Here is a 23845-nt window from a genome sequence, read left to right on the forward strand (position 1 = left end):
CAGGGCAAAGCGCAAGTAGAGGGTCATGCGACCTTCATCCCCGTCCGATGTCCCCACGCCCTTCTTCCGCGGCATCACCCACGAGATGGCGGGTTATCTCCTGCTGCGTCTCGCCCTCGGCCTGAACATCCTCGTCCATGGCCTGGTCCGGATAGGCAACCCCACGGCCTTCGCCGACACCCTCGTGCAGCTCTTCGCCAATACCTGGCTTCCCTCCCCCCTGGTGCGCCTCTTCGCACTGCTGCTGCCCTTCGTCGAGACGCTCCTCGGCGCGCTGATCACCCTCGGGCTGCTGACGCGCACCGCTCTGTTCGCGGGTGGCCTCGTCATGGTGTCTCTCATCTTCGGCACCGCCCTGCGGAGCGACTGGGAGACGCTCGGGCTGCAGATGATCTACGCGACCCTCTATTCCCTGCTCCTGGCCGCCGCCAGCTTCAACGGCCTCTCCCTCGATGCGTGGCGGGTCAAGGCCCGGAGCCACCCGGCGCCAGCGTCGGTGCGCGGCCCCGCGCCAGTCCCCTGAAGCGCACGGCAGCTCTCTGTCACTCCCAGGAAGAACATCATGGACCCCTCCGAACGAACGTCTCCCCCCTCCCCTCACCCACTCGAACGCCGCGAGTTCCTGCGCCAATCCAGCCTGCTCACCGCCGGCACGCTCGTCGCGGCGGCCCATTCCTCCGACACACTGGCCGCGGCTGCACGCGTCGAGCGCTCCTCGTCCAAGCAGTTCTGGCCGGAGGGGGCGCGACTGGTGATCTCCATCTCCATGCAGCTCGAAGCGGGTGCTCAGCCCGAGCGGGGAGCGAGCAGCCCGTTCCCGCCCATCGATCCGAAGTACCCGGACCTGCCCGCCGCCACCTGGTACGCGTACGGCATCCATGAGGGCATCCCGCGACTGCTCGAGCTCTTCGCTCGCAAACGCGTCAAGGTGACATCCCACATGGTCGGCCAGGCGGTGGACCGCAACCCCAAGCTGGCGCGGGAAATCGTCGAGCGGGGCCACGAGGCCGCCGCCCACGGTCAGACCTGGACGCCCCAGTTCTCGATGACCCCCGAGGAGGAACGGGCTTCATACGAGGCCAATGTGCGGAGCATCGAACGCGCCACGGGCACGCGGCCGTTGGGCTTCAATGCATTCTGGTTGCGAGGGACTCCCCATACGCTGGAGATCCTCCAGAGCCTGGGTTTCATCTACCACATCGATGACGTGAGCCGGGACGAGCCGTTCCTCCTCTCGGTGAACGACAAGCCGTTCGCCGTCGTGCCCTATACCCTGCACCTGAACGACATCGTCCAGTTCGAGGGCCGCAACGCCTCCACCGAGGCTTTCGGGCGCGAGCTCAAGGACGAGTTCGACGTCTTGTACGCCGAGGGCGCCACGCGCCGACGCATGATGTCCATCAGCACTCACGACCGCATCGCGGGCCGTCCGTCGCGCGTCAAGATGCTGGAGGAGTTCATCACCTATGCCCAGAAGCATCCAGGCGTGGTGTTCATGCGCAAGGACGAGATCGCCCGTTTCGCGCTGGAGAGCCCGCTGACCCTCCGGGAAGGGGGCTTCTGACAACACGGACTCTCAGGTGCGGAAACCTGGGAGTCCGTTGGGGATCGGTGCTCTTCACCTCAACGGCAGGGACACATAGGACGGGCTGCTCGCCGACGAGGAGAACTTCACCGTGGAGAAGCTCGGCGCCTTGTCCGCATAGAGCGGATCGACGGTATCGATGACGAGCGAGAGGCGATGGCCGCTCGGAACGTCATAGACGGTCGCCGGGAAGTCCACGTCCACGGCATAGGGGTGGCCGGCGACGGCATCCCGGAGCGTGACCGCGACGTGCGTGACGAGGCTCCCCGTCCCTCCCCAGTCCGTGTCATAGAGGTAGGCGATGACCGTCGTCTGCCCGGAGGTGCCCGGAGTGACGTTCAGGCGCAGGTGCGGAGCCCCGCGCACGCGTTGCGGACTCGTCAGCCAGTCCGACTGCCAGACGACCGCGTTGGACCGGTCCACCGCCGGAATCCACGCCGTGGGGGGTTCACCCGTGATGGCCTCCACGCCGTTCGTCAGCAGCGCCAGGCCTCCGTTGGCGATGGTGTCGTCGCCCGCGATGATCGTCGCGCTCCAGCCCGTCGGCGCGCCCGCCGCGAGCTCGCCCTCGTGGCTCCACCAGTGCACCTCGCTCAGGTTGTAGCGCGCGGTGCTCGTCGAGACAGCGCTCCACGACGGGTACGACTCATAAGAGCCCTGGCCCCGGAGCTGGAGCTGGACCGGATTCTCCGAGGCGATGCCCGTGTTCACGCCACGCAGGTACTGGTCGAACCAGCGACGCGTGCTCGTCCAGGCGTCATTGGGCAGGCCGATGATGCCGGTCAGCTCGGCGATGGCGTGGTCACCCGGGCGGAGCTCCAGCCGCTTCGGACCCGACAGGCGGGTGAAGAAGTCGGTGAGCTGATTCGGACCGAAGAAGCTGTCGCCGTACGCGTTGGCCATGAGGATGGCGGGACGGTTCGCGTTGATCTGCGACAGGTACGTCGCGGCGCTGCGCACCTGGGCGTAGGCGATGACGTCGGGCACGTTCTGGTTGGCGAAGAAATTCGTCAGGGCTTGCCGCAGCTCCGCCGAAGGCTGCCCGGTGAGCTCCGCCGAGAGCCACAGCAGTCCGGCGCTCTGCAGATGGCGCGTCTGGTTCGCGAACAACGAGTACGGCAGATCCGTCCAGCCGCTCAACGCGGCAACGGCGCGGATGCGCGAGTCGAAGGCCGAGCCGATCAACGCCATGCCCGCGCCATAGGAGACGCCCGCCGCACCGATGCGGGTCGGCTCCGCGGGAGTATTGGCGAGCGTCCAGTTGATGACCTCGGTCAGGTCGCCAATGTCCTTGGGGCCAGCGGTGTCGATGGCGCCCCCCGACGCGTAGAAGCCCCGCGGGGTGTACGAGACCACCACGTACCCGGCATCGGCGAACTGCTGCGCCTGCACGAAGTACTCCAGGTTGGGCAGCGCCCAGCTGGTGATGAAGATGATGGCCGGGTACCGCCCGGGCGCATCCGGCGTGTAGACGGCGCTCTTGAGCGCCACTCCATCACGCGTGGAGATGTTGACGATACGCAGAGACGAGGACGCGGACGCGGGAGTGGCGATCACGCACAGCGATAGAACCGCGGATACGGCGATTGCACGCAGCCAGGACATGCACTCCTCCAGCAGGGGGGTGGGGAGTCGGACACGAAGTTCCGATCCAGGGCGAGCCTAGAGCTGTTGGCTCCACCTCGCCCCCTCCGAAAGGAGGGGCGCCGCGGATGCTCCAGATTTTCCGTCCGGGAGTTGGGCATCCGCCATGTCGATGAAGGCCCTGAACGCGGGCGACGTCTGCCTGCGGCTGGGGAAGTAAAGGAAGAAACCGGGCACCCAGGCCGCGTACTTCTCCAAGACGATTCGCAAGGTGCCGTGCTGGAGCTGGGAGAGGACGCCCGGCTCGGGCTCGTACGCGAGCCCCATGCCGGCCTCCGCCATGACCACCCGGGTCCGGCGGTCGTTGCACATCAGCACCGGTACGACAGGAAGCCGCCACGTGCGTTTCCCGGACTCCAGGTTCCAGCGGGAGACAGCGCCCGTCGATTCCTCGCGCATGCCCAGGCAGGCGTGGAGGAGGAGGTCTTCCGGAGTCCTGGGCTCGCCGCGCCGGACGAGGTACGCGGGCGAGCCCACCACCAGGAAGCGGAAGCGGTCTCCCAGGCGCACCCGCACCATGTCCTGGGGAATGGCATCCATCCGCACGCCCCCGTCGAAGCCCTCGCGCACGATGTCCACGCGCCGGTTGTCCACATGGATGTCCAGCGACACCTTCGGGTACGCCGTGAGGAAGCGGGACACGACAGGTGCGAGGGCCTGCTCCATCGCCAGCGCGGGCACCGCCAGCCGCACCGTGCCCGCCACCTCATCGCCCTGCCCTTCCAGCGCGCGCAAGCCGTCGAGTGCCTGCTCCAGGGCCGCCCCGCTCCGCTCCAGCAGCCGCTGCCCCGCCTCGGTGGGGGCGACACTGCGGGTGGTGCGGTACAGCAGCGTCACGCCCAGCCGGGCCTCCAGGTTCCGGACGGATTGGCTCACCGCCGCCACGGAGACACCCAGCTCCCGGGCCGCCGCCGAGAAGCCACGCCGACGCGCCACCATGACGAAGGAATGCAGCCCGTTCAGAGGGGTGAAGGACATGGTCCGGTTCTCCTTCGGAGCCCCTGGCGTTCCACCGGAAGCGCCGCGACGGAGTGGACCCGTCGCGGCGTGGCTGGACTAGTCCAGCTTGATGAGGTTGAGCGTGGCCAGCGGGCCTCCGGGGAACTGCTGCGACCTTCCGCCGATGGCCAGCTCACCGAGGTCGACGGCGGCGAAGCCCGCCTTGCCGAAGAGCTCGCCCACCTCCGCCTTGGCGGGTGCGTCATCCCCGGACATGAACAGCACCCGGCGGCCTCCGGACTGCCGGGGGTCCGCCGCGAGCACCGCGGCGAGGAGCGTGTTGGCCGCCTTGACCACGCGAGCGCCCGGGGCGAGCGACGCCACGACCTCGCTCGACGTCTTTCCACCGAGCTCGGCCAGGCGGAAGCCGGGCAGGAGGACGGGGTTGGTGGCGTCCACGAGGATGCGGCCATTCCAGGCGGGCAGGCCGGACAACGCCTCGGGCACCTGCTCCCACGGCACCGAGAACATCACGAGGTCCGCCTTCGCGGCCTCCTGCCGCGTGCCAGCCCGGGCACGGGGCCCCAGCTGGCGAACCAGCCCTCCCAGCGACTCCGGACCGCGGCTGTTGCTGACGATGACCTCGTGGCCGATCTTCGCCATGTGGCCGGCCAGGGCCTGACCGATGCTACCCGCTCCAATGATGCCAATGCTCATGACACGCTCCTGCGTTCACACGTGTACGAAGGTGTTGCCGTACCGCATGGGGGCCGCCGCACGAGGCGGCCCCCGGGATGCCGCGCCTCAGCTCTTGGGAACCGGCGTGTTGAGCAGCTGCTGCTCCCACACGAAGCTGGTGCCGACGTTGCCCATGTGGTCCACCAGCAGCTTCGCCAGTCCGGGCACGGTGGCCTCGCGGGCCCAGTCCCGCTGGAGCTCCGAGGCGAAGACCGTCCAGGTGATGGGCACGGCGCCGGCCTGGACCATGCGCTGGATGGCAATCTCGTGCGCCTCGAGGGAGACGCCGCCCGAGGCGTCGGTGACGATGTAGACCTCGTAGCCCTCGCCGAGCGCCTGGATGGCCGGCATCGCCAGGCAGATCTCCGTCCACAGCGCGGCCATGACGATCTTCTTCCGGCCCGTCTTCTTCACCCAGTCGGTGACGCGGGTGTCCTCCCAGGTGTTGATGAAGGTGCGGTTGATGGGCTTCTGCTCCGGGAAGACGTCCTGGAGCTGCTTGAGCAGGAGCCCACCGCGCTCCTCGAGCACCGTGGTCAGCAGCGTCGGCACGTTGAACAGCTTCGCGCCACGGGCCAGGCCCACGACGTTGTTGATGATGGTCTGGGTGTCGTGGCTGCGCAGGCCGGCGAACTGGAAGGGCTGATGGTCGATGAGGATCAGCGCGCAGTTGTCGGGCGAGAGCAGGGCGTCGATACCGGCCTTCGGGTTACGGGGGGTGGTCATGGTGACTCTCCAGGGACAGCGGGGATGGGTCATCGCGGAGACCGCGGCCCGCGCCAACGGGCGGACCTGCGGCTCTGCGTTTCGGCGTCAGCACCGCGCCGGGTTGCTGATGGAGAGAACAATGCCGATGGGCCGCTCACCGCAGTAGCGGGTAGTCCGCTGAATCACTTTAAAGATGATCTTCAAAGCGGACCCGGTGGCCTTTAAGGTCCCCGTCCATGGAGACGCTCGTCACCCTGGAATCGTTCATCCGCAGCGCCCAATCCTCCAGCTTTTCCGCCGCCGCTCGCACGCTGGGGCTGACACCCGCGGCCGTCAGCCAGAACGTCGCCCGGCTGGAGACGAACCTGGGCGTGCGCCTGTTCCAGCGCAGCACGCGGGGGCTGACCCTGACGGAGTCGGGAGAGCGCCTGCTGCGCGAGGCCAGCAGCGGGCTGGATGTGCTCCAGACGGCCATCGCCAACGTGACGATGACGGCGGGACAGCCCGTGGGGACGCTGAGGGTGAGCATGTCTCCCGTCTTCGGACAGAACTTCGTGGTGCCCCTGCTAGGGGACTTCCTCTCGCGCCATCCCGGCGTCGTCCCGGACTGGCACTTCGACAACCGGGCGGTGGACCTCATCAAAGAGGGCTTCGACGCGGCGATTGGTGGCGGCTTCGATCTGCCCACGGGGCTGGCCGCGCGGGAGCTGGCCCGGGCGCACATCATCGCGGTGGCCTCGCCCTCCTATGTGGCGAAGATCAAGCCGCCCCGGAAGCCCGCGGACCTCAAGGACTTCGACGGCATCCTGATGCGCTCACCGCAGACCGGACGCATCCGCTCCTGGCCGTTGCGCAACCGCGCGGGCGAGCAGGTCTCCGTCGAGATGCGCCCGCGCATGCTCCTCAATGACCCGGAGGCGTGCACCCACTGCGCGGTGATGGGGCTGGGCATCACCTTCACCGCGATGCAGAACGCGCTGCAGCACCTGCAAGCGGGACGGCTGGTGCGGCTGCTGCCGGACTGGCACGCCGACATCGGGCCGATTTCGCTCTACTACGCGGGACACAAGCAGTTGCCGGCGAAGACGCGCGTGTTCGTGGACTTCATCGTCGACTCGTTCAAACGCCAGGGCCTGGCCCGGCAGCTCTCCGCGTGCTGAGGGAGAGCCCACTTCACACCGCGATTTCGCCCGGCCAGCGTCCCTCCGCGATGCACCGAAGGGTAGACCTTGCCCGGATGGTTTGCCTCATATACCATTTCCTTCATAAATGAACGGAACGAGATTGTCCGCGCTGAGCCCCCATCCCCCTCCAATCCTGTGAGCCGGCCCCCATGAGCGATTCCCCGTCCCTGTCCCTTCCCGACAACGCCTCCCTGTTCACCCGCCTGCGCGTGGCGAGCCAGTGCCTGAAGGTGCTCAAGCACGACGCAACGAATCCCACCGCCGGCCAGACGTTCAACCTGAGCCTGAACGGCAACGTCTACGCATCGCTCGCCCAGCAGTTCCAGCGCAGCGAGGAGGGGCGCCGCATGCTGTCCAAACGCCCGTCCCTGGAGGCCAGGGAGTTGGATCTGGCCGCGTTCGAGCGCCTGCCCGAGGGAACACTCGGCCATGAGTTCGCGCGCTACTACCGCGACAACAAGATCTCGCCCTTCCAGACGACGCTCGAGCTCAAGAACGACGTGGACTTCCTCTCCAAGCGCTACCGCGAGACGCATGACCTGTTGCACGTGCTGACGGGCTACGGCACGGACGTGGTGGGCGAGATGGAGCTGCAGGCGTACGTCCTGGGCAACCTGGGGCTGCGGACCACGATGTTCGTCCTGCTGAATGGCACGCTCGGACAACTCAAGGCTCCGCAGACCGGCGTCGAGCGGTCCGAGTACGTGCGGCGGCTATGGGCCGCGTTCCGCCGTGGCCTCGCGTCCCCGCGGTTCCTCGACTTCTGGTTCGAGGAACACTGGGAGACCCCCGTGGCCACGCTGCGCGCGCGGCTGTGCGCCCCCGCCGCCGCGTAGGGAGCGCTTGGGCCGCCGCGAGTTGGACGCTCAGGAGCGGGCGAGCAACCGCAACGACATTCCGTCTGCTCCAGGCGGGGCGCTAGAAGAGCACCGGGATGTTCTTGAAGCCGCGCATGGCGGCCCCCACTCCCAGGCGGAGCGAGTCGGCGCTCACGGCCAGCCGCAGCTTCGGGAAGCGCCGGAACAGGGTCTCGAAGGCGATCTGCGCCTCGAGCCGGGCCAACGGAGCCCCGATGCACACGTGGATTCCCTTGCCGAAGGCGATGTGCCGGTGGGCGTCAGGCCGCGTGATGTCATACGCCTCCGGATTCTCGAAGCGCCGCGGATCCCTGTTCGCCGAGGCGAGTCCCACCGTCAGCTTCGAGCCCTTGGGAACGTGGACGCAGCCCAGCTCCACGTCCTCCTTGACGGTGCGCGGGCTGCCCAGGAAGTCCACCGGCCCCCAATAGCGCAGCGTCTCCTCGACCATCCCCTTGGCCATGCCAGCGGGGTCCGCGAGGAAGCGGGCGTGCTGCTCGGGGTGCCGCAGCAGCGCGACGACCCCGTTGCCGAGCAGGTTCACCGTCGTGATGTGGCCGGCGAGGAAGAGGATGAACACCATCGACAGCAGTTCCTGCGGGTCGAGCCTGTCGCCATCCTCCTGGGCGTGCACCATCTGGCTGATCATGTCCTCGGTGGGCTCGCGCCGCTTGCGCTCGAACAGGCCCTCCAGGTAGCGCGTGAATGCCATCATTCCGGCCCGCGCCTCCTGGTTGCTCATGTACTGCTGGGGATCCGCCTGGAGGAACCGCTCCGCCCAGGCATGCACCTGGGGTTGATCCTCCACCGGGATGCCGAGCAGATCGCTGATGACCTGGACCGGCAGCGGGTAGGCGAAGGTCTCGACGAATTCCATCCGGCGCTCCGGTGCCGTCTCGCCCCGCTCGGCCGCGGCCCGCTCGGCCTTGTCGAGCAGCTCATCCACGAGCCGCTGGATGCGGGGCTTGAGGGCATCCATCGCCCGGGCGGTGAAGTTCGGCTGCACCAGCTTGCGCAGCCGCGTGTGATCCGGGGGATCCAGCATGATGAGGCTGTAGATGATGGGCCGGAACTCCTCGGGCATGGCGGCCGCCGCGCGCTCGCGCTGCTCCGGCGTCATTCCCGTGCGGAAGTCGGAGGCGATCCGCTCGTCGAGCAGCGCCTCCACCGCCTCGTCGTACCGGGTCACGAAAAGCCAATCATTTCCCGAGCCGCCCTGGGCCTGGCGCTCCGGCGAAGCCGCCGCCCGGGCCCTCTCCGCGAAGTTGGTGCCAAAGGAGACGTGCACGACGGGGCCCTGGGCCCGCAGGCCGGAGTAGACGGCGTGGGCACCGGCCAGGAACTCTGGATCCGCCCTGTCCAGCTTCACCGTGGGGGGCGCGACGGGCGCCTCGTTCGGGGCCGTCTCCGCTCCGAGGCTCGGGTCCGTGTGAGGCGTGGTCTCGCGCTTCTGTACGTCGGGGGGGGTCGTCGCCATGGCGTCCTCAACACGTCCAGGCCCCGGCTCGTCCGAGCCACCGGGCCAGATTCATTAGCGTGGCATACTATATTCCAAGCAAAAGAATTGGCAACGACCGTGGGGCACGCCGCGAGCGTGCGGCTCGAGCCATGGACTCCGCCGCGCGCCGCCCGGCCGGTCTCCGGCCTTTCGCTCCTCCGTGACACACCGATGGGTACACGTGGACCGAAGGGTTCGTATAGCGTTCGTGACATAAACGGCATGGACGAGATTGTCCGCGGCACAGGACCAGGAGCGATGACTCGGAGCGACCCCCTCATCCAGCACGCGGAGCGCGCACTGCAGGTGATGTCGCGCCTCCACCGCTGGGCCGCCGCGAGCGTGCAGGCGAACCAGCTGAGCGGAGAATTGAGTCTGCGCCAGCTCACCATGCTCTACGCCATCCGGCAGGGAATCTCTTCTCCCGGGCTTCTGGCGCGGCGGCTGCTGGTCACGCCGGCCGTCATCACCGGACTGCTCGACCGCCTGGAGCGACAGGGCTACGTGCGACGCGAACCCGAGCCCGACGACCGGCGGCGGCTCCGCATGGTGCTGACGGAGGCCGGACTGGAGGTGAGCCAGCAGGTCCAGCAGGCGGTGACCGGTGACCTGGCCGCCCAGTTCGCGAGCGCCTCCCCGACGGAGCTGAAGGAGCTGGGCCGGGCGCTGGACCTCATGGAGCGTGCGCTCGGCGCGCTGGAGCAACGCACGCCCTCGCCTCCCGAAGGAGGGCTGGAGGATGAGGAGGTGCGCCCCGCGCGGCGCAAACGCGTGCCGCCCGCGGGCAGCCGCCAGAAGAAGTGACACGCCCTGAGCACCTGGGTGTCAACCCCCATCCCCCTCGTTCGACTGCGAGCTGTACGAACGCTCCGATTCCCCGGGGCTCGGAGGCTCAGGTCTCCGGCGGCGCGAAGTGCCGGAGGAGGACCTTCGCGAGGAACGCGCGGAAGCGACGCATCGAATCGGCGTCGCTCGCGAGGCCGCTGTTGCTCAAGAGGCTCGGACCGAGCACTGGCAGCCCGACCAATGCGAGCGCTGCAAGCACCACGAGGTGCGCCGTGTCCTCGCGGGGCAGCGTCTTCTTCCGACCGTGCTTCGACTTGCGCAACGCGTGGGTCGCGTCGACGACCGCGGAGAGCGTGACCTCGCCGCCGTCGACGTGACGCCCTTCGAGCGCGAGCCACATGAGCACGCGCGCATGCCCGGAGCCGGCCATCGCGTCGAAGACGGCGTCGAGCATCGCCGCGAGCTCCACCTCCTCGCCGCGCGACGTCTGGAGCGCTTCGACCAACCGCGCGTTGATCGCCTGCAGCGCGCGCGCGACGACCGCGTCGACGAGGGCCTCGCGGCTGCCGAAGTGGTGGAGCACCGTGGGGTGCGACACGCCCGCGTCGGCCGCGACCTCCTGGAGGCGGATGCCGCTCGGGCCGACGATCACAAGGCGCTTCTCGGCGGCATCGAGAATCTCCGTGCGCGCGAACGCCGCGTCGCGCCTCTTCCGCTTCGTCTCAGCCATGGACGGCAGCATCGCGCGCTGGGCGGCCTACCGACAAGTTTGTCAGCTCATTATTGACAACATTGTTCGTAAGCCACAAAGTCGTGCTCCTCGCAGAGGAGGACGCCCATGACGCACCTGCAGTTCGCTCCCCGTCGCGCGTTCCGCGCCGCCCGCATGCTCGCCAAGGATCCCGACGACCTGCCGCAGGTCTTCACCATCATCGAGTCGCTCTCGTTGGACACGATGCAGCGGATCGCGTCGGGGCTCCGTCGCAGCGAGGCCGGCCGCGCGCTGCTCGAGAAGAAGCCGGACATCGTGGACATGCTCGCCGATCGCGCGGCCCTCGCGCGGCTCCCCGAAGGGTCGCTCGGGCGCGCGTACCTCGACTTCGTCGAACGCGAGAACATCTCCGCGCAGGGGATCCGCGACGCGGGCGCGAAAGGGTCGACTCTCACCGAGCCGCTCCCCGCGCCGCTCGACTGGGTGAACGCGCGCATGCGCGACACGCATGATCTATGGCACGCCGCGACCGGCTATCACGGCGACGTGCTCGGCGAGACGGCGCTCCTCGCGTTCAGTCTGGCGCAGGTGAAGAACCCCGCGATCGGTCTGATCGTCGGCATCGGTCTCCTCAAGACGCGCAGCTCGCCCGACGCACAGATGGCGCGCGCGACCATCCTCGACGGCTTCCGCCGCGGCCGGAAGGCGGCGTGGCTCCCGGCCGTCGATTGGGAGTCGCTTCTCGCGCTGCCGGTCGAAGAGGTGCGCCGCCGGCTGAACCTCGAGGCCCCGCGCGACTACCGTCCGATCCGGAGCGCGGAGCTCAAGGCGCAGCAGGCCGCGGCCTGAACCTCCAGATCTTGGCGCCAACGCAGGCTCCTGCAGTGACAACGAGAACACGGCCCGAGGCGGAAGCGGGAGGACGGCTCATCGGTCATCTCGTCGCGCTTGCTTGCGACGCTGCGACCGCGCCGGAGCGCTCGCCTGCTGCCGCGCCTGGCGCAGGTAGTCGATGAGCGCGCGCAGTGCGGGCGAGGCGTGCCGACGCTGCGGGTAGTACAGAAAAAACCCGGGGTACGGGGTCGAGAACTCCTCCAGCACCGTCACCCATTCACCGCGCGCCACCTGGTCGCGGACGCGGTCGTCGGACAAGGTGATTCCCACACCGGCCCGAGCCAGGCGCAGATTGAACGCGGAGTCGTTGGTGAGGACCCGGTCCGGCACGTCGACGGAGAAGTTCGACGCGCGCGGCGCCAGCGCGGCCGTTGCGGTGAGCGGCGCCGTCCTGCTGCTGGCGACGCTCATCATCCTCGCGGCCCTGACTGTTAAGCGCCGCTTAAGAGCCTATTGGCTCCATGGCGCGTAGTCCTCCGAGGAACCGGGGGTTACTTCTCTTCGTGAATGGGGCGAACGGCTCCCAACCCACGGGGAGAGAAGAGACAATGCGAAAGCGTCAATTGGGAAATAGCGGCCTGGAGGTCTCGGCCATCGGCCTCGGCTGCATGGGTCTGAGCTATGGCTATGGCCCGGCAACGGACACGCAGGAGGCCATCAAGCTGATCCGGGCGGCCTTCGAGCGCGGCGTCACATTCTTCGACACCGCCGAGGCCTACGGCCCCTACAAGAACGAAGAGCTCGTGGGCGAAGCCCTTGCCCCCTTCCGGGACCAGGTGGTGATCGCCACCAAGTTCGGGTTCGAGTTCGATTCCAACGGCGGGCAGAGCGGCATGAACAGCCGGCCGGAGCACATCAAGGAGGTCGCCGAGGCGGCGCTCAAGCGGCTCAAGACCGACCGGATCGATCTCTTCTATCAGCACCGCGTCGATCCGAACGTGCCGATCGAGGACGTCGCGGGCGCGGTGAAGGAGCTGATCCAGCAAGGCAAGGTCAAGCACTTCGGATTGTCCGAAGCAGGCGTGCAGACCATCCGGCGCCCGCATGCGGTCCAGCCGGTCACCGCCCTCCAGAGCGAGTACTCCCTGTGGTGGCGTGAACCCGAGAAGGAGCTCCTGCCGACCCTGGAGGAGCTCGGGATCGGCTTCGTGCCCTTTTCCCCGCTCGGCAAGGGCTTCCTCACGGGCGCGATCAGCGAGAGCACGACGTTCGACAGCAAGGATTTCCGTAACATCGTCCCGCGCTTCACTCCGGAAGCGCGAAAGGCGAACCAGGCCCTGGTTGATCTTCTCGGCGCAATCGCGGCCCGCAAGCAGGTGACACGAGCCCAGCTCGCGCTCGCCTGGCTGCTGGCCCAGAAGCCGTGGATCGTTCCCATTCCGGGGACCACGAAGCTGCATCGCCTGGACGAGAACATCGGAGCGGCGGCCGTCGAGCTGACGCCCGATGAGCTCCGAGACCTCGCAGGCGTCCTCTCGGAGATCAAGGTGCAAGGGGATCGGTATCCCGCGCACCTTCAGGCAAGGGTCGGTCGCTGAGCTCGAAGGGTTGAGGAAACAAGACGCCTGCCACCCGCACCGCACGAATGCGACGACACTACCGAGGTGCTCGGGTCGCACTGTTAAGCACCGCTTAAGAGCCTATTGGCTCCCTGGCACGTAGTCATCCGCGGGCTCGGGTGTTCATCTATTCGTGAACGGGGCGCAACGGCCCCGACCCCACACCCCCCTGGAGAAACATGCTCACCGTCAATGCCTACGCGGCCACGGCCGCGACAACCCCCCTGGGTCCGACGACCATCCAGCGTCGTGACCTCGGCCCGCACGACGTCCTCATCGAGATCAAGTTCTGCGGCATCTGCCACTCCGACATCCACCACACTCGCAGTGAGTGGGGTTCGCAGACCTACCCCATCGTCCCCGGCCACGAGATCGCCGGGATCGTCGCCAAGGTCGGCTCCAAGGTCACCCGGCATGCAGTCGGAGACCGCGTCGGCGTCGGCTGTCTGGTCGACTCCTGCGGCGATTGCGCGAACTGCCGCAAGGGTGAGGAGCAGCACTGCCTCAAGGGGAGCACCCTGACCTACGGCAGCATCGGGAAGGACGGCCAGCTCACCCAGGGCGGCTATTCCACCCACATCGTCGTGACCGAGGACTTCGTCCTCAAGATCCCCAAGGGCATCGAGCTCGACGCCGCCGCGCCGCTGCTGTGCGCCGGCATCACGACGTACGCGCCGCTGCGCCATTGGGGCGCCGGCCCTGGCAAGAAGGTGGCCGTCGTCGGCCTGGGCGGGCTCGGGCACATGGCCGTCAAGCTCGCGCACGCCATGGGGGCCGACGTCACCGTCCTGTCGCAGTCGCTCAGCAAGAAGGAGGACGGCCTGCGCCTCGGTGCGGACCACTACTACGCCACGAAGGACCCGGAGACGTTCAAGAAGCTCGCCGGCTCGTTCGACCTCATCGTGAACACGGTGAGCGCGAAGATCGACCTCGACGCCTACCTGTCACTGCTGGCCCTGGACGGCGCCCTGGTCAACGTGGGCGCACCCGCGGAGCCGCTCTCACTCAACGTGTTCTCCCTCCTCATGCCCCGCCGGTCGTTCGCGGGTTCGCTGATCGGCGGCATCCGCCAGACGCCGGCTTCTCCATCAACACCCTCACGCTCTTTGGCCTCACCCTGGCCACGGGCCTGGTGGTGGACGACGCCATCGTCGTCATCGAGAACATCGAGCGCCTGATGGTGGAGAAGGGCCTCGGTGCCCGGGCGGCCGCGCGCGAGGGCATGAAGGAGGTGGCCGGCGCGGTGGTGGCCATCTCCATCGTGCTGGTGGCGGTGTTCGTCCCGGTGGCCCTCTTCCCCGGCACCACGGGCATCATCTACCGGCAGTTCGCCCTCACCATCGCCGCCTCGGTGGGCCTGTCCACGGTATGCGCGCTCACGCTCACCCCCGCGCTCTCGGCACTGCTGCTCAAACACCACTCCGGGCAGAAGTGGATTTTGTTCCGCAAGGTGGACCAGGTGCTCGACTGGACGAAGCGGGTCTACGGCGGAATGCTGCGCCGCCTGCTCGGGCACCCGATCGCGGTGCTGCTCGTCTTCGTCGCCTTCCTCGGCGCCACAGTGGCCCTCTTCCGCGTGGTGCCCACCGGCTTCATCCCGGACGATGATCAGGGCTATTTCATCATCTCGGTCCAGGGACCCGAGGGCATGCCGCTCGTCCGCACGGAGAAGGTGATCGAAGAGGTGGAGGAGATCGTGCGCGCGCAACCCGAAGCGCGCGTCGTGTTCGTCCTCGTCGGCAGCGCGCTGGGCAATAACGGCCCCAACCTGGCCCAGGTCTGGGTGAACCTCCAGCCCTGGGAGCAACGCAAGGGCGAGGAGCATTCGGTGGCCGCGATTCTACCTTCAGGCCGAGCAGCAGTTCCGCGACACGCCGCAGGACATCGGCGCCTTCTACGTGCGCAGTGACAGCGGGGAGATGATTCCGCTCGAGTCGCTGGTGAAGGTGACGCCCACCACGTCCGCCCAGGTCATCCGCCGCTACAACCTCTTCCGCTCCGCGGAGCTCAACGGCCAGGCGGCCCCCGGCGTCTCCTCCGGCCAGGCCATGTCCGCCATGGAGGAGCTGGCCGCGCAGGTGCTGCCGCAGGGCACGTGCGCCGAGTGGTCCGGCCTCTCCCTCGAGCAGAAGGAGAGCGGCGGCCAGACGCTCCTCATCTTCGGGCTGGGCCTGCTCTTCGTCTTCCTGGTGCTCGCCGCCCAGTACGAGAGCTTCACCCTGCCCCTGGTGGTCATCCTCTCGGTGCCCCTGGCGGTGCTGGGCGCCTTGGGGTTGCAGGTGATGCGCGGGCTGTCCAACGACGTCTTCTGCCAGGTGGGACTCGTCATGCTGGTGGGACTGGCGAGCAAGAACGCCATCCTCATCGTGGAATTCGCCGAGCAACTGCGCGAGCAGGGACGCAGTGCAGTGGAGGCCGCCATCGAGGCCTCCGAGGTGCGCCTGCGCCCCATCCTCATGACGTCCATCGCCTTCCTGCTGGGCGTGGTGCCCCTCATGCTGGCCAAGGGTGCCGGCGCCGCCGCGCGCAACAGCCTGGGCACTACGGTCTTCGGAGGCATGCTGGTGTCCACCGTCGTCAACCTCGTCTTCATCCCCGGCCTCTACGTGCTCATGCAGAAGCTGCGGGGCGAGTCGAAGCGCTCGCGCGATGAGGAGGAGGAAGAGGAGGGCCTGCCCGCGGTGCACTCTCCTTGATTCGTTTCCGGGGCGTACGTCCTCCATGGAAGGTCATCATCATGAAAGGGTTACCTTCATGCCGCTCTCCCGTCGTTCCGTCCTGGGTGTCTTCACCGCATTGGCCTCGCTCCCGGTCCTGGGTCAGGTGAAGGGCAAGTCGAAGGCCATGCGAATTGGAATCATCGGAGCTGGGTGGATGGGCGGTACGGTTGGCCGGGCATGGGGGCGGGCGGGGCATGAGGTCCTTTTCTCCTCACGTCACCCAGAGGAGCTCCGTCCCGTGGCGCGCCAACTGGGCCCGCGCGCCTCGGTGGGTACGCCGCGTGACGCAGCCGCGTTCGGCCAGGTCGTACTGTTCGCCGTACCGTACGGCGCGCTGCCGCAGCTTGGGCGCGACCTGCAGGAGGTGCTGGGCGGCAAGGTCGTGCTCGACGCCTGTAACCCCTACCCGGGCAGCGACGACGAGGCCTTGGTGCGTGAGGCGCACGCCAACGGGGTAGGCACCACTTCGGCGAAGCTCCTGCCGGGCACGCGGCTGGTGCGCGCCTTCAGCGCCGTCGACGCCACCGCCGTCGAGGCGTCGCCCTCCCAGCGGACCGGGAAGCTGGCGGTGCCCATCGCCGGGGACGACGCCCAGGCGGTCGAGGTGGCCGTGCAGCTTGTGCGGGACGCGGGCTGTGAGCCGCTCGTGGTGGGCAACCTCGCCGCGGCTCGCGGTTTCCAGCGTGGCGGCCCGGGCTTCCGTGCCAACACGACGATGGCGGACCTGCGCCGGCGGCTCGGCCTGCCCCCAGGGGATTGAACCCAAGGTCGCGCTCGGGCCTCGTCTCCCAACGCTCACTCCCACAAAGAGGACACCTACGATGGCCATCAGTGTCAGCCCGGGCATCATTGTGACCCCGCTCGCCAAGGACGAACTGACCGGGCCGCGGGGCGAAGGGTACCGGCGCATGATCGAGGTGTCCGCGGCCGGGTGTCCCGGCACTCCAGACGAGGTGGGAACTGTTGGCGCGCTGCTCATGGGCCCGGACGGTGGATTCATCACCGGCAGCGATTTCCTCATGGATGGCGGAGTGACCGCCGCCTATTGGTACGGCGAACTCGCTCCGCACTGAGCGGAGCTCCAGCTCCTCTCCTTCGCTTCCGGCACGCTTCGTAGGACTCAGGGGCGGACGAGGATCTTCAAGGCTTCGCGCTTGTCAGCCCGCCGGCACCTCGTCGAGGCTCACCGTGCGGTCGAAGACCTTGCCGGGGTGGACCTTGCCCTCCAGCACGTCGGGCAGCAGCCGCTCGATGTACGCGCGGACGGGCGCCGGTCCGCCAGTGAGCGTGATGTTGGGACCGAACAAGCTGCCGAAGCCAATGGGCGCGTCCTCGTACTGCGGCACGCCGACGCGGCTGATGACGCCACCCGGCCGCACGACGCCGACGGCCATACGGTCGTGCGCGGGCTCATGCCCGCCTTGAACGCCGCGTGGTACCCGGTGCCGTAGACATCGGACAGGGTCAGGCGGGAGGTCCGTGCCGGCGACGTCATCTGGACGCCGCCGGGCGTGAAGCATTGGCACGGCGCGACGGCGACCAGCCCGATGACGCACATCGCGATTCAGGAGCACGTGAATGGCAAGGTCGTCGATTGGATGGAGCAGGTCAGCGATGAGCAATACCGCGCTCCCGCCGACGCGAGTGGCTCAGACGCCCAAAGCGACCGTTCGTAGGGGCCCACGTTCTCCCAGCGCTGGCATCGACAGCGTCGCTGCACAAGGTCTCTCGTGCATGTCCACGAAGTGCTCCTCAATGACGATATCCACCTCCACGCGCGGGTGTCGGACGTGGCCGGGGGCTGGCTGGCCGGGCTGACCATCGCCTCGGCCTGCGCGGCCCCGTACGACGCCCTCGCGAGGCGCCGAGCGGACGCGCTTGCGCTACGCGCGCTCGAGGCTCGCGATGTCGATGACGAAGCGGTAGCGCACGTCGCCCTTCATCATGCGCTCGTAGGCCTCGTTGATCTTCTGGATGGGGATGATCTCGATGTCCGACACGATGTTGTGCTTCGCGCAGTAGTCGAGCATCTCCTGCGTCTCGGCGATGCCGCCGATCATCGACCCGACCAGGCGCTTGTTCCCGCCGATGAGCGAGAACGCGTGCACGGGCACCGCCTCCGGCGGCACGCCGACCACCACCAGGGTGCCCTGGGGGCGCAGCATGCCCAGGTACTGGTTGTAGTCATGCGGGGCGGAGATGGTGTCGATGATGAGGTCGAAGCGGCCCGACAGCTTCTTGAAGGTGTCCGCGTCCTTGGTGACCGCGAAGCCCTGGGCGCCCAGGCGGCGCGCGTCGGCCTCCTTGGTGCGGGACGTGCTGAGCACCGTCACCTCCGCGCCCATGGACGCGGCGAGCTTCACGGCCATGTGGCCCAGCCCACCCAGGCCCACCACGCCCACGCGGTCGCCCTTCTTGCAGTTCCACTGGCGCAGCGGCGAGTACGTGGTGATGCCGGCGCACAGCAGCGGCGCGGCGGCGGCGGGGTCGAGCCCTTCGGGCACCTTCAGCGCGAAGTGCTCGGTGACGACGATGCGGGACGCGTAGCCGCCGTAGGTCGGCGTCTTCCGGTCCATGTACGTGCCGTTGTACGTGGCGGCCATGCCCCGCTCGCAGAACTGCTCCAGGTCGCGGCGGCACGTCTGGCAGTCGCGGCACGAGTCCACCATGCAGCCGACGCCCGCCATGTCGCCCACCTTCAGCTTCGTGACGTGCTGGCCCACCTGCTTGACGCGGCCGATGATCTCGTGGCCCGGCACCATGGGGAAGATGGCGCCGCCCCACTCGTCACGGGCCTGGTGGATGTCGGAGTGGCAGACCCCGCTGTAGAGGATGTCGATGAGCACGTCATGGGGGCCGACCTCGCGCTGCTCGAACGAGAAGGGCGCCAGCGGCTTTCCAGCGGCGGGGGCGGCATAGGCAGGAGTCTTCGGCATGTGGTTCTCCTTAGGGAGTTTTCGTGACCTGGGGGCCACTCGCCCCCAGGTATGCGCTCCGGGAACAGCGGGCGAAACTGGCAGGATCCACATGGGCCATTTAGAAATACTTCAAGATGGCCTTCACACCGCTCAATGCCCTGAATGCGTTCCTCGCCGTGGCCCGGAAGCGCGGCTTCACGGCCGCCGCCGCCGAGCTCGGCGTCTCTCCGTCCGCGCTGAGCCAGTCCGTCCGCCAGCTCGAGGAGCGGCTTGGCGTCCCCCTGCTCACGCGGACCTCCCGAAGCGTGGCGCTGACGGAGGCGGGGCGGCGCCTGCTGGAGAACGCCGGGCCGGCGGTGGACCAGGCACTGGAGGCACTGAAGACGGCCGCGGTGCAGCCCGGGGAGGTGACGGGCCGGGTGCGGCTGACGGTTCCCGCCATCGCGGTGTCCACCCTCATCGCGCCGCTGCTGCCACGGTTCCTCGCGCGCTACCCGAAGGTGGAGGTGGACGTTCGGGTGGAGGACCGCTTCGTGGACATCGTGGCCGAGGGGCTGGACGCGGGGATCCGGCTGACGGAATCCATCGAGCGGGACATGGTGCAGGTCCGGCTGTCGGACGCGTGCCGGTTCGTGGTGGTGGCCGCGCCCTCGTACCTGGAGCGGAGGGGCACGCCGGAGACACCGGACGACCTGCTGTCCCATGACTGCATCTGCATCCGCTCCACCACGACGTCAGGCATCTACCAGTGGGAGTTGGAGCGCGGGCCGCGGAGCTGGCGCGTGCCGGTGCAGGGGCCCGTCATCACCTCGGACAGCCACCTAATGCTGCGGATGGCGGAGGCTGGGGTGGGGCTCGCCTACGCGTTCGAGCCCATGGTGACGGAGGAACTGCGGCGAGGCACCCTGCGCGTGGTGCTGGAGCCCTACGCGGCGTTGGTGCCGGGCCTGTTCCTCTACTTCCCCAGCCGCGCGCAGGTATCGCCCGCGCTGCGGGCCTTCGTGGACGTGGCCCGCGAGGCGGCGCCACGGAAGAAGAGGGAGGCCCCGGAAGGCGCACGGGGTCCCGCGAGCCCGCGCCCACCGCGAAAAGCATGACCCCAGGCCGCGTGCCTGATTGGCGCGAACCAACAAGACGGGTGGGCACGCCGCACCTCCGATGGAGGGACTGACTGCTGCACACTGTCAACCACCGGTTCACAGCCTGTTTGCTCCCTGAACGTAGTCATTCGAGGGGCTGGAGCGTACTTCTATTCGTGGACGGGGCGCACCGGCTCCGGACCCGATCGACACGCCGAAGGTCCAACAAGAAAGATCATCATCATGAGAAAGATCATTGTGTTTTTAGGACTTCTGATCAGCTCATTCTCGGTAATGACTGCCTGCAGCCCGCTGGCGAGTCCGGCGAGAAACCTGGCGCTCGGAGATATGTCCAATGGCGCGGACAATTTCTACACGAGCGATAGGGTAACCATGCAGAAGGTTACCTTGAAGAATCAATACAAGATGAACGTCGCAGGGAATCTTTTCATTCCCAAGGACTTGAATCGGAATGCGAAGAATCCGGCGATCGTCGTCGGGCATCCCATGGGTGCGGTGAAAGAGCAAAGTGCGAATCTGTATGCCACGAAAATGGCTGAACAGGGATTCGTTACTTTGTCCTTGGATCTGTCTTTCTGGGGCGAGAGTGGTGGCCAGCCTCGCAACGCTGTTTCGCCGGACATCTATGCCGAGGATTTCAGTGCCGCGATCGATTTCCTGGGCACCCTGCCATTTATTGACAGGGAGCGGATTGGTGCCATTGGGATTTGCGGCAGCGGGAGCTTTGTCATCAGTGCGGCCAAGATTGATCCGCGCATGAAAGCCATCGCGACAGTCAGCATGTACGATATGGGCGCCGCCAACCGAAACGGGCTCAGGCATTCCGTGACCCTCGAGCAGAGAAAGAAGATCCTCGAGGAGGCAGCGCAGCAGCGCCATGTGGAGTTCTCGGGAGGTGAAACCCGATACACCAGCGGGACGCCTGAGCAGCTGGATGAGAATTCAACTGCGATTGATCGCGAATTCTATGACTTCTACCGCACTTCCAGAGGTCATAGCCCGAACACCACGACGCATCCAACGCTGACCAGTAACGTCAAATTCATGAATTTCTACCCGTTCACGGACATAGAGACGATTTCTCCTCGTCCTATGCTCTTCATCACGGGTGAGAACGCTCATTCCAGAGAGTTCAGTGAAGATGCCTACAGGCTTGCCGGTCAACCCAAGGAACTGGTCATTGTTCCTGGCGCTGGCCACGTGGATCTCTACGATCGTGTCAACCTCATTCCATTTGACAAGTTGACCACCTTCTTCCGGGACAATCTGAAGTAACCCAAGCATCTCATGTCTGCTCAGGTTCAACCACGTCCGGCGAAGTCCGGTCTTCCTCTCGTCACCTACGTCCTGGGGGCCGGCACGTTCCTGATGGGAACGACCGAGTTCATCACCGCGGGCCTGCTGTCCGAAGTCGCACGCGATCTGGGAATCTCGGTCGCCAACGCGGGGATGATGATCACGGTGTTCGCCATCGGCATGATCGTCGGATCCCCTCTCATGGCGATCGCGACCCTCCGGCTTCCGCGCCGGGTCACGCTGAGTCTCGCGCTCGGTATCTTTGCCATCGGTCACGTCGTCCTGGCTGCGAGCTCGAACGTCACGCTCCTGCTGGGCGCTCGTTTTGTCACGGCCCTCGCAACCGGTGCGTTCTGGTCGGTGGCCGCGGTCGTCGCGGCGCGTGCCGCCGGCGACAAGGCGAGCGTCCGCGCCATGGGGATCGTGCAGGCGGGAGGAATGCTCGCCGTCGTGCTCGGCGTCCCGCTAGGCGCGTTCGCAGGCCAGATCATGGGGTGGCGCGGCCCGTTCAGGGCGCTCGCCGTGCTGGCGGCTGTCAGCGCCGTCATTGTCTACCGCATGGTGGCGCCCGATGACGCGAATCAACCTGGGCACGGCGATCGGCTCGTGGATCGCCGGGATCGCTCTGGAGACGTTCCTGGGTGCGACGGGACCCGTCGTCGTGGGAACCGTCATCGCCGTTCTCTACTTCATTCCGCTGGGTCTTCTGGTTGCCAGGGAGCGAACCGCTGTACCGCTCCGGCGGAGTCCACACCCATCGTCAAGCAGGGCTTGATGGCCCGTTTCCATCCCGACAAGCCGCTCGTGCCCGTGACCATCGAGCGCCGCGAGCCCGGCTCTCTTCGCCAGGAGTCCTCGCCCTCTTCCCCACGTTCCGGAGCCTCGGACTTTGGCGGTGCGGCCCGTGGGGCCGGTCGCTGCGCAGTTCATCGTGGCCAGCGCACCCGAGAGGTGCATGGCGTCACATCCTCATCGCGGCCAGCTCCTTGGCCGTCTCGACGAAGAGGCGGAGCGGGCCGGAGCGCTGCGCGCGACTTGGGTAGTAGAGGAAGAAGCCGGGGACGGTGGGCGCGTAGGCCTCGAGCACCCGCACGAGCCGCCCGGAGCGCAGATGCTCCTGCACCGCCGGCTCGAAGGCGTACGCCAGGCCCAGCCCCTCGGCCGAGAGCGCCACGCTGGTCTGTTCGTCGTTGGTGGCGACGCCGCCGCGCACCGGCACGCGCCAGTTCCTGCGCCCGCGCTCCAGCTCCCATGCGTAGGGTGTCCCGGTCGTCTGTGAGCGCAGGATGACGCATTGGTGGCGCAGCAAGTCCTCGGGACGTTCGGGAGTCCCATGGCGCGCGAGGTAGCCGGGTGCGCCCACCACCACGAAACGGAAGGGGTTGGTCAGTCGCACCTGCACCATGTCGCGCTCGAGGAACTCGCTCAGGCGTACGCCCGCGTCGTAGCCTTCCGCGACGACGTCCACGAGGCGATCCTCGATAACGATGTCCACCTCCACGCGCGGGTGGCGCGCGCGGAAGGTGGGCAGCACCGGGGTGATGACGAAGGGCACGGCCGTGCGCGGGACCGACAGCTTCAGCCTCCCCACGGCCTCCCCGGGCTGCGCCGACACCCCTTGGAGCGCGGCGAGTGCTTGCCCCAGGCCTGGGCCCGCGTCCTCCACCAGTCGCCGCCCCGCCTCCGTCAGCGCCACGCTGCGGGTGGTGCGGGTGAGCAGCACCACGCGCAGCTGCTCCTCCAGCTGCCGCACCGACTTACTCACCGCGGCCGTGGAAACGCCGAGCTCGCGTGCCGCACCGCGGAAGCTCTTGAGGCGCGCGACGGCAAGGAACACATGGAGCTGCGGGAGGAGAACCGTCTTCATTGCAGTGGCTCCTGCGAAGCGCCGGTGGAGAGCTCCGTGACGGCCCGGCGGAGGAATGCAGCGACGTTCGGCGAAGAGGCCCTCCACTTTCAACCACCAGTTAACGGCCCGTTCGCGCCTCGCCAGCTAGTCCGCGGAGGGCACGGGGCGTACTCCTTCCATCAAGCCTGCGTCTTCAAGGAGGAAGAACATGAAGCTCTTCGCCGCAACGCTCATCTCACTGCCGCTGCTCGGCGCAGCGCTCGCCCAGACCCACCCCAAGGGCGCGCCCGCTTACGAGGCAAAGACCATGAAGATTCGACTGACGATTGGAGAGGCGGTCCTGACGGCCACCCTGCGCGACAACGAGACCACGCGCGACTTCGTATCCCTGCTGCCACTGACCCTGACCCTCAAGGACTACGCGGCAACCGAGAAGATCAGCGACTTGCCGAGGAGGCTGTCCACGAAGGGCACGCCTCCAGGCACCGATGCCTCGGCCGGAGACATCACCTACTACGCCCCCTGGGGGAATCTGGCCCTGTTCTACAGGGACTCCGGCCATGCGAGCGGGCTCGTCACGCTCGGGAAGATCGACGGTGGCGTCGAAGCCCTGAGGGAGCCCGGTCCGCTGAAGGCGAGGATCGAGCTCGTCAAGTAGGTGAGCAGCACCACGCGCAAGTGCTCCTGGAGCTGGCGCACGGGCTGACGGGCCGGAGCCGTGAAGGCGCCGAGTTCGCCCACTCCGGACGTCTACGAGGAGCCCGTGCCATCACCCAGGAGCCGGTCATGACTGCGTTGTCACAGCCCGAGGTGTCCCATCACGGACTCCAGGCACTGCCGCGGGCCACCACGCCGACA

At 67.5% G+C, this 23845-nt stretch carries 25 protein-coding genes and 2 pseudogenes; 17 read left to right on the forward strand and 10 right to left on the reverse strand.

All coding sequences use genetic code 11. The features are described from left to right. Positions 1–25 precede the first annotated feature (25 nt). On the forward strand, positions 26–523 hold the full coding sequence (locus tag JRI60_RS30695; RefSeq protein ID WP_204219493.1) for a DoxX family membrane protein: 498 nt from the start codon (positions 26–28) through the stop codon (positions 521–523). Between the two features lie 39 nt (positions 524–562). Beyond that, positions 563–1564, forward strand: coding sequence for a polysaccharide deacetylase family protein (locus JRI60_RS30700; RefSeq protein WP_204219494.1), 1002 nt, complete (start codon positions 563–565; stop codon positions 1562–1564). A 54-nt stretch (positions 1565–1618) separates the two neighbouring features. On the opposite strand, the gene JRI60_RS30705 is transcribed toward JRI60_RS30700, so the two are convergent. From JRI60_RS30705 to JRI60_RS30720, 4 genes are all read right to left on the reverse strand, one after another. After that, positions 1619–3190 (reverse strand): CocE/NonD family hydrolase, encoded by a 1572-nt coding sequence (locus JRI60_RS30705; protein ID WP_204219495.1) that lies wholly within the window; start codon positions 3188–3190, stop codon positions 1619–1621. A gap of 57 nt (positions 3191–3247) precedes the next feature. Continuing rightward, positions 3248–4207, reverse strand: a complete 960-nt coding sequence (locus tag JRI60_RS30710) for a LysR family transcriptional regulator (RefSeq protein ID WP_204219496.1) — start codon at positions 4205–4207, stop codon at positions 3248–3250. A gap of 78 nt (positions 4208–4285) precedes the next feature. Beyond that, the gene (locus JRI60_RS30715; RefSeq protein WP_204219497.1) at positions 4286–4885 is read right to left on the reverse strand and encodes an NADPH-dependent F420 reductase; all 600 of its coding nucleotides are present in this window, start codon (positions 4883–4885) and stop codon (positions 4286–4288) included. 87 nt (positions 4886–4972) lie between these two features. After that, the gene (locus JRI60_RS30720) at positions 4973–5632 is read right to left on the reverse strand and encodes a hydrolase (RefSeq protein ID WP_204219498.1); all 660 of its coding nucleotides are present in this window, start codon (positions 5630–5632) and stop codon (positions 4973–4975) included. Between the two features lie 218 nt (positions 5633–5850). Here JRI60_RS30720 and JRI60_RS30725 point away from each other — a divergent pair, with 218 nt between their 5' ends. Then, a complete protein-coding gene (locus tag JRI60_RS30725; RefSeq protein ID WP_204219499.1) occupies positions 5851–6774 on the forward strand; it encodes a LysR family transcriptional regulator in 924 nt (307 codons plus the stop codon). 173 nt (positions 6775–6947) lie between these two features. After that, a complete protein-coding gene (locus tag JRI60_RS30730; RefSeq protein ID WP_204219500.1) occupies positions 6948–7634 on the forward strand; it encodes a Coq4 family protein in 687 nt (228 codons plus the stop codon). A gap of 82 nt (positions 7635–7716) precedes the next feature. Here the strand turns inward: JRI60_RS30730 and JRI60_RS30735 are convergent, their stop codons facing one another. Then, a complete protein-coding gene (locus JRI60_RS30735; protein WP_204219501.1) occupies positions 7717–9132 on the reverse strand; it encodes a cytochrome P450 family protein in 1416 nt (471 codons plus the stop codon). 279 nt (positions 9133–9411) lie between these two features. On the opposite strand from JRI60_RS30735, the gene JRI60_RS30740 reads away from it, so the two are divergent. Continuing rightward, positions 9412–9957: a MarR family winged helix-turn-helix transcriptional regulator gene (locus JRI60_RS30740; protein ID WP_239469808.1), complete on the forward strand. Its 546-nt coding sequence runs from the start codon at positions 9412–9414 to the stop codon at positions 9955–9957. Positions 9958–10045: 88 nt separating this feature from the next. Here the strand turns inward: JRI60_RS30740 and JRI60_RS30745 are convergent, their stop codons facing one another. Further along, positions 10046–10669: a TetR/AcrR family transcriptional regulator gene (locus tag JRI60_RS30745; protein ID WP_204219502.1), complete on the reverse strand. Its 624-nt coding sequence runs from the start codon at positions 10667–10669 to the stop codon at positions 10046–10048. A 108-nt stretch (positions 10670–10777) separates the two neighbouring features. Between JRI60_RS30745 and JRI60_RS30750 the strand changes: the two genes are divergently transcribed. Continuing rightward, complete coding sequence (locus JRI60_RS30750) at positions 10778–11500, forward strand: Coq4 family protein (protein ID WP_204219503.1); 723 nt, start codon at positions 10778–10780, stop codon at positions 11498–11500. Between the two features lie 78 nt (positions 11501–11578). Here JRI60_RS30750 and JRI60_RS30755 read toward each other — a convergent pair whose 3' ends face one another. After that, the gene (locus JRI60_RS30755; RefSeq protein ID WP_204219504.1) at positions 11579–11959 is read right to left on the reverse strand and encodes a LysR substrate-binding domain-containing protein; all 381 of its coding nucleotides are present in this window, start codon (positions 11957–11959) and stop codon (positions 11579–11581) included. A 134-nt stretch (positions 11960–12093) separates the two neighbouring features. Between JRI60_RS30755 and JRI60_RS30760 the strand changes: the two genes are divergently transcribed. The 5 genes and pseudogenes from JRI60_RS30760 to JRI60_RS30780 all read left to right on the forward strand — a co-directional run bounded on the left by JRI60_RS30760 (position 12094) and on the right by JRI60_RS30780 (position 16897). Further along, on the forward strand, positions 12094–13083 hold the full coding sequence (locus tag JRI60_RS30760) for an aldo/keto reductase (RefSeq protein ID WP_204219505.1): 990 nt from the start codon (positions 12094–12096) through the stop codon (positions 13081–13083). Between the two features lie 200 nt (positions 13084–13283). Then, on the forward strand, positions 13284–14282 hold the full coding sequence (locus JRI60_RS30765; protein ID WP_204219506.1) for an NAD(P)-dependent alcohol dehydrogenase: 999 nt from the start codon (positions 13284–13286) through the stop codon (positions 14280–14282). After that, positions 14183–15800, forward strand: a pseudogene (locus JRI60_RS30770) (efflux RND transporter permease subunit); the annotation flags it as partial. The gene JRI60_RS30765 and the pseudogene JRI60_RS30770, both read left to right, overlap by 100 nt. A gap of 178 nt (positions 15801–15978) precedes the next feature. After that, positions 15979–16584 carry an NADPH-dependent F420 reductase gene (locus JRI60_RS30775; RefSeq protein ID WP_239470858.1) on the forward strand — a complete coding sequence of 202 codons (606 nt, stop codon included), beginning with the start codon at positions 15979–15981 and terminating at the stop codon, positions 16582–16584. Between the two features lie 61 nt (positions 16585–16645). After that, positions 16646–16897, forward strand: a complete 252-nt coding sequence (locus JRI60_RS30780; RefSeq protein ID WP_204219507.1) for an SDR family oxidoreductase — start codon at positions 16646–16648, stop codon at positions 16895–16897. A gap of 84 nt (positions 16898–16981) precedes the next feature. Here the strand turns inward: JRI60_RS30780 and JRI60_RS30785 are convergent, their stop codons facing one another. Next, positions 16982–17218, reverse strand: coding sequence for a hypothetical protein (locus JRI60_RS30785; RefSeq protein ID WP_204219508.1), 237 nt, complete (start codon positions 17216–17218; stop codon positions 16982–16984). 117 nt (positions 17219–17335) lie between these two features. Between JRI60_RS30785 and JRI60_RS30790 the strand changes: the two genes are divergently transcribed. Further along, positions 17336–17500: a hypothetical protein gene (locus JRI60_RS30790; RefSeq protein WP_239469809.1), complete on the forward strand. Its 165-nt coding sequence runs from the start codon at positions 17336–17338 to the stop codon at positions 17498–17500. Positions 17501–17707: 207 nt separating this feature from the next. On the opposite strand, the gene JRI60_RS30795 is transcribed toward JRI60_RS30790, so the two are convergent. After that, positions 17708–18760, reverse strand: a complete 1053-nt coding sequence (locus JRI60_RS30795; RefSeq protein WP_204219509.1) for an NAD(P)-dependent alcohol dehydrogenase — start codon at positions 18758–18760, stop codon at positions 17708–17710. A 116-nt stretch (positions 18761–18876) separates the two neighbouring features. On the opposite strand from JRI60_RS30795, the gene JRI60_RS30800 reads away from it, so the two are divergent. The 4 genes and pseudogenes from JRI60_RS30800 to JRI60_RS30815 all read left to right on the forward strand — a co-directional run bounded on the left by JRI60_RS30800 (position 18877) and on the right by JRI60_RS30815 (position 21913). Next, positions 18877–19839, forward strand: a complete 963-nt coding sequence (locus JRI60_RS30800; protein WP_204219510.1) for a LysR family transcriptional regulator — start codon at positions 18877–18879, stop codon at positions 19837–19839. Between the two features lie 225 nt (positions 19840–20064). Next, positions 20065–21117 (forward strand): alpha/beta hydrolase, encoded by a 1053-nt coding sequence (locus JRI60_RS30805; protein WP_204219511.1) that lies wholly within the window; start codon positions 20065–20067, stop codon positions 21115–21117. Between the two features lie 93 nt (positions 21118–21210). Continuing rightward, positions 21211–21666 (forward strand): annotated as a pseudogene (locus tag JRI60_RS55185) (MFS transporter); the annotation flags it as partial. A gap of 43 nt (positions 21667–21709) precedes the next feature. Then, positions 21710–21913, forward strand: a complete 204-nt coding sequence (locus tag JRI60_RS30815) for a hypothetical protein (protein ID WP_204219512.1) — start codon at positions 21710–21712, stop codon at positions 21911–21913. A gap of 186 nt (positions 21914–22099) precedes the next feature. On the opposite strand, the gene JRI60_RS30820 is transcribed toward JRI60_RS30815, so the two are convergent. After that, positions 22100–23005, reverse strand: coding sequence for a LysR family transcriptional regulator (locus JRI60_RS30820; protein ID WP_204219513.1), 906 nt, complete (start codon positions 23003–23005; stop codon positions 22100–22102). A 190-nt stretch (positions 23006–23195) separates the two neighbouring features. On the opposite strand from JRI60_RS30820, the gene JRI60_RS30825 reads away from it, so the two are divergent. Beyond that, positions 23196–23645, forward strand: coding sequence for a cyclophilin-like fold protein (locus JRI60_RS30825; RefSeq protein ID WP_204219514.1), 450 nt, complete (start codon positions 23196–23198; stop codon positions 23643–23645). Positions 23646–23845: the final 200 nt, after the last annotated feature.

The organism is Archangium violaceum (assembly GCF_016887565.1).
Lineage (GTDB): Bacteria > Myxococcota > Myxococcia > Myxococcales > Myxococcaceae > Archangium > Archangium violaceum_B.

Coding starts and splice junctions, on each gene's coding strand:
- JRI60_RS30805 (WP_204219511.1), top strand. CDS start 20,065: ATGAGAAAGATCATTGTGTTTTTAGGACTTCTGATCAGCTCATTCTCG.
- JRI60_RS30740 (WP_239469808.1), top strand. CDS start 9,412: ATGACTCGGAGCGACCCCCTCATCCAGCACGCGGAGCGCGCACTGCAG.
- JRI60_RS30820 (WP_204219513.1), bottom strand. CDS start 23,005: ATGAAGACGGTTCTCCTCCCGCAGCTCCATGTGTTCCTTGCCGTCGCG.
- JRI60_RS30800 (WP_204219510.1), top strand. CDS start 18,877: ATGGCCTTCACACCGCTCAATGCCCTGAATGCGTTCCTCGCCGTGGCC.
- JRI60_RS30710 (WP_204219496.1), bottom strand. CDS start 4,207: ATGTCCTTCACCCCTCTGAACGGGCTGCATTCCTTCGTCATGGTGGCG.
- JRI60_RS30715 (WP_204219497.1), bottom strand. CDS start 4,885: ATGAGCATTGGCATCATTGGAGCGGGTAGCATCGGTCAGGCCCTGGCC.
- JRI60_RS30755 (WP_204219504.1), bottom strand. CDS start 11,959: ATGATGAGCGTCGCCAGCAGCAGGACGGCGCCGCTCACCGCAACGGCC.
- JRI60_RS30815 (WP_204219512.1), top strand. CDS start 21,710: ATGACGCGAATCAACCTGGGCACGGCGATCGGCTCGTGGATCGCCGGG.
- JRI60_RS30760 (WP_204219505.1), top strand. CDS start 12,094: ATGCGAAAGCGTCAATTGGGAAATAGCGGCCTGGAGGTCTCGGCCATC.
- JRI60_RS30745 (WP_204219502.1), bottom strand. CDS start 10,669: ATGGCTGAGACGAAGCGGAAGAGGCGCGACGCGGCGTTCGCGCGCACG.
- JRI60_RS30775 (WP_239470858.1), top strand. CDS start 15,979: ATGGGCGGTACGGTTGGCCGGGCATGGGGGCGGGCGGGGCATGAGGTC.
- JRI60_RS30700 (WP_204219494.1), top strand. CDS start 563: ATGGACCCCTCCGAACGAACGTCTCCCCCCTCCCCTCACCCACTCGAA.
- JRI60_RS30735 (WP_204219501.1), bottom strand. CDS start 9,132: ATGGCGACGACCCCCCCCGACGTACAGAAGCGCGAGACCACGCCTCAC.
- JRI60_RS30695 (WP_204219493.1), top strand. CDS start 26: ATGCGACCTTCATCCCCGTCCGATGTCCCCACGCCCTTCTTCCGCGGC.
- JRI60_RS30730 (WP_204219500.1), top strand. CDS start 6,948: ATGAGCGATTCCCCGTCCCTGTCCCTTCCCGACAACGCCTCCCTGTTC.
- JRI60_RS30785 (WP_204219508.1), bottom strand. CDS start 17,218: ATGGCCGTCGGCGTCGTGCGGCCGGGTGGCGTCATCAGCCGCGTCGGC.
- JRI60_RS30705 (WP_204219495.1), bottom strand. CDS start 3,190: ATGTCCTGGCTGCGTGCAATCGCCGTATCCGCGGTTCTATCGCTGTGC.
- JRI60_RS30780 (WP_204219507.1), top strand. CDS start 16,646: ATGGCCATCAGTGTCAGCCCGGGCATCATTGTGACCCCGCTCGCCAAG.
- JRI60_RS30825 (WP_204219514.1), top strand. CDS start 23,196: ATGAAGCTCTTCGCCGCAACGCTCATCTCACTGCCGCTGCTCGGCGCA.
- JRI60_RS30725 (WP_204219499.1), top strand. CDS start 5,851: ATGGAGACGCTCGTCACCCTGGAATCGTTCATCCGCAGCGCCCAATCC.
- JRI60_RS30795 (WP_204219509.1), bottom strand. CDS start 18,760: ATGCCGAAGACTCCTGCCTATGCCGCCCCCGCCGCTGGAAAGCCGCTG.
- JRI60_RS30765 (WP_204219506.1), top strand. CDS start 13,284: ATGCTCACCGTCAATGCCTACGCGGCCACGGCCGCGACAACCCCCCTG.
- JRI60_RS30750 (WP_204219503.1), top strand. CDS start 10,778: ATGACGCACCTGCAGTTCGCTCCCCGTCGCGCGTTCCGCGCCGCCCGC.
- JRI60_RS30720 (WP_204219498.1), bottom strand. CDS start 5,632: ATGACCACCCCCCGTAACCCGAAGGCCGGTATCGACGCCCTGCTCTCG.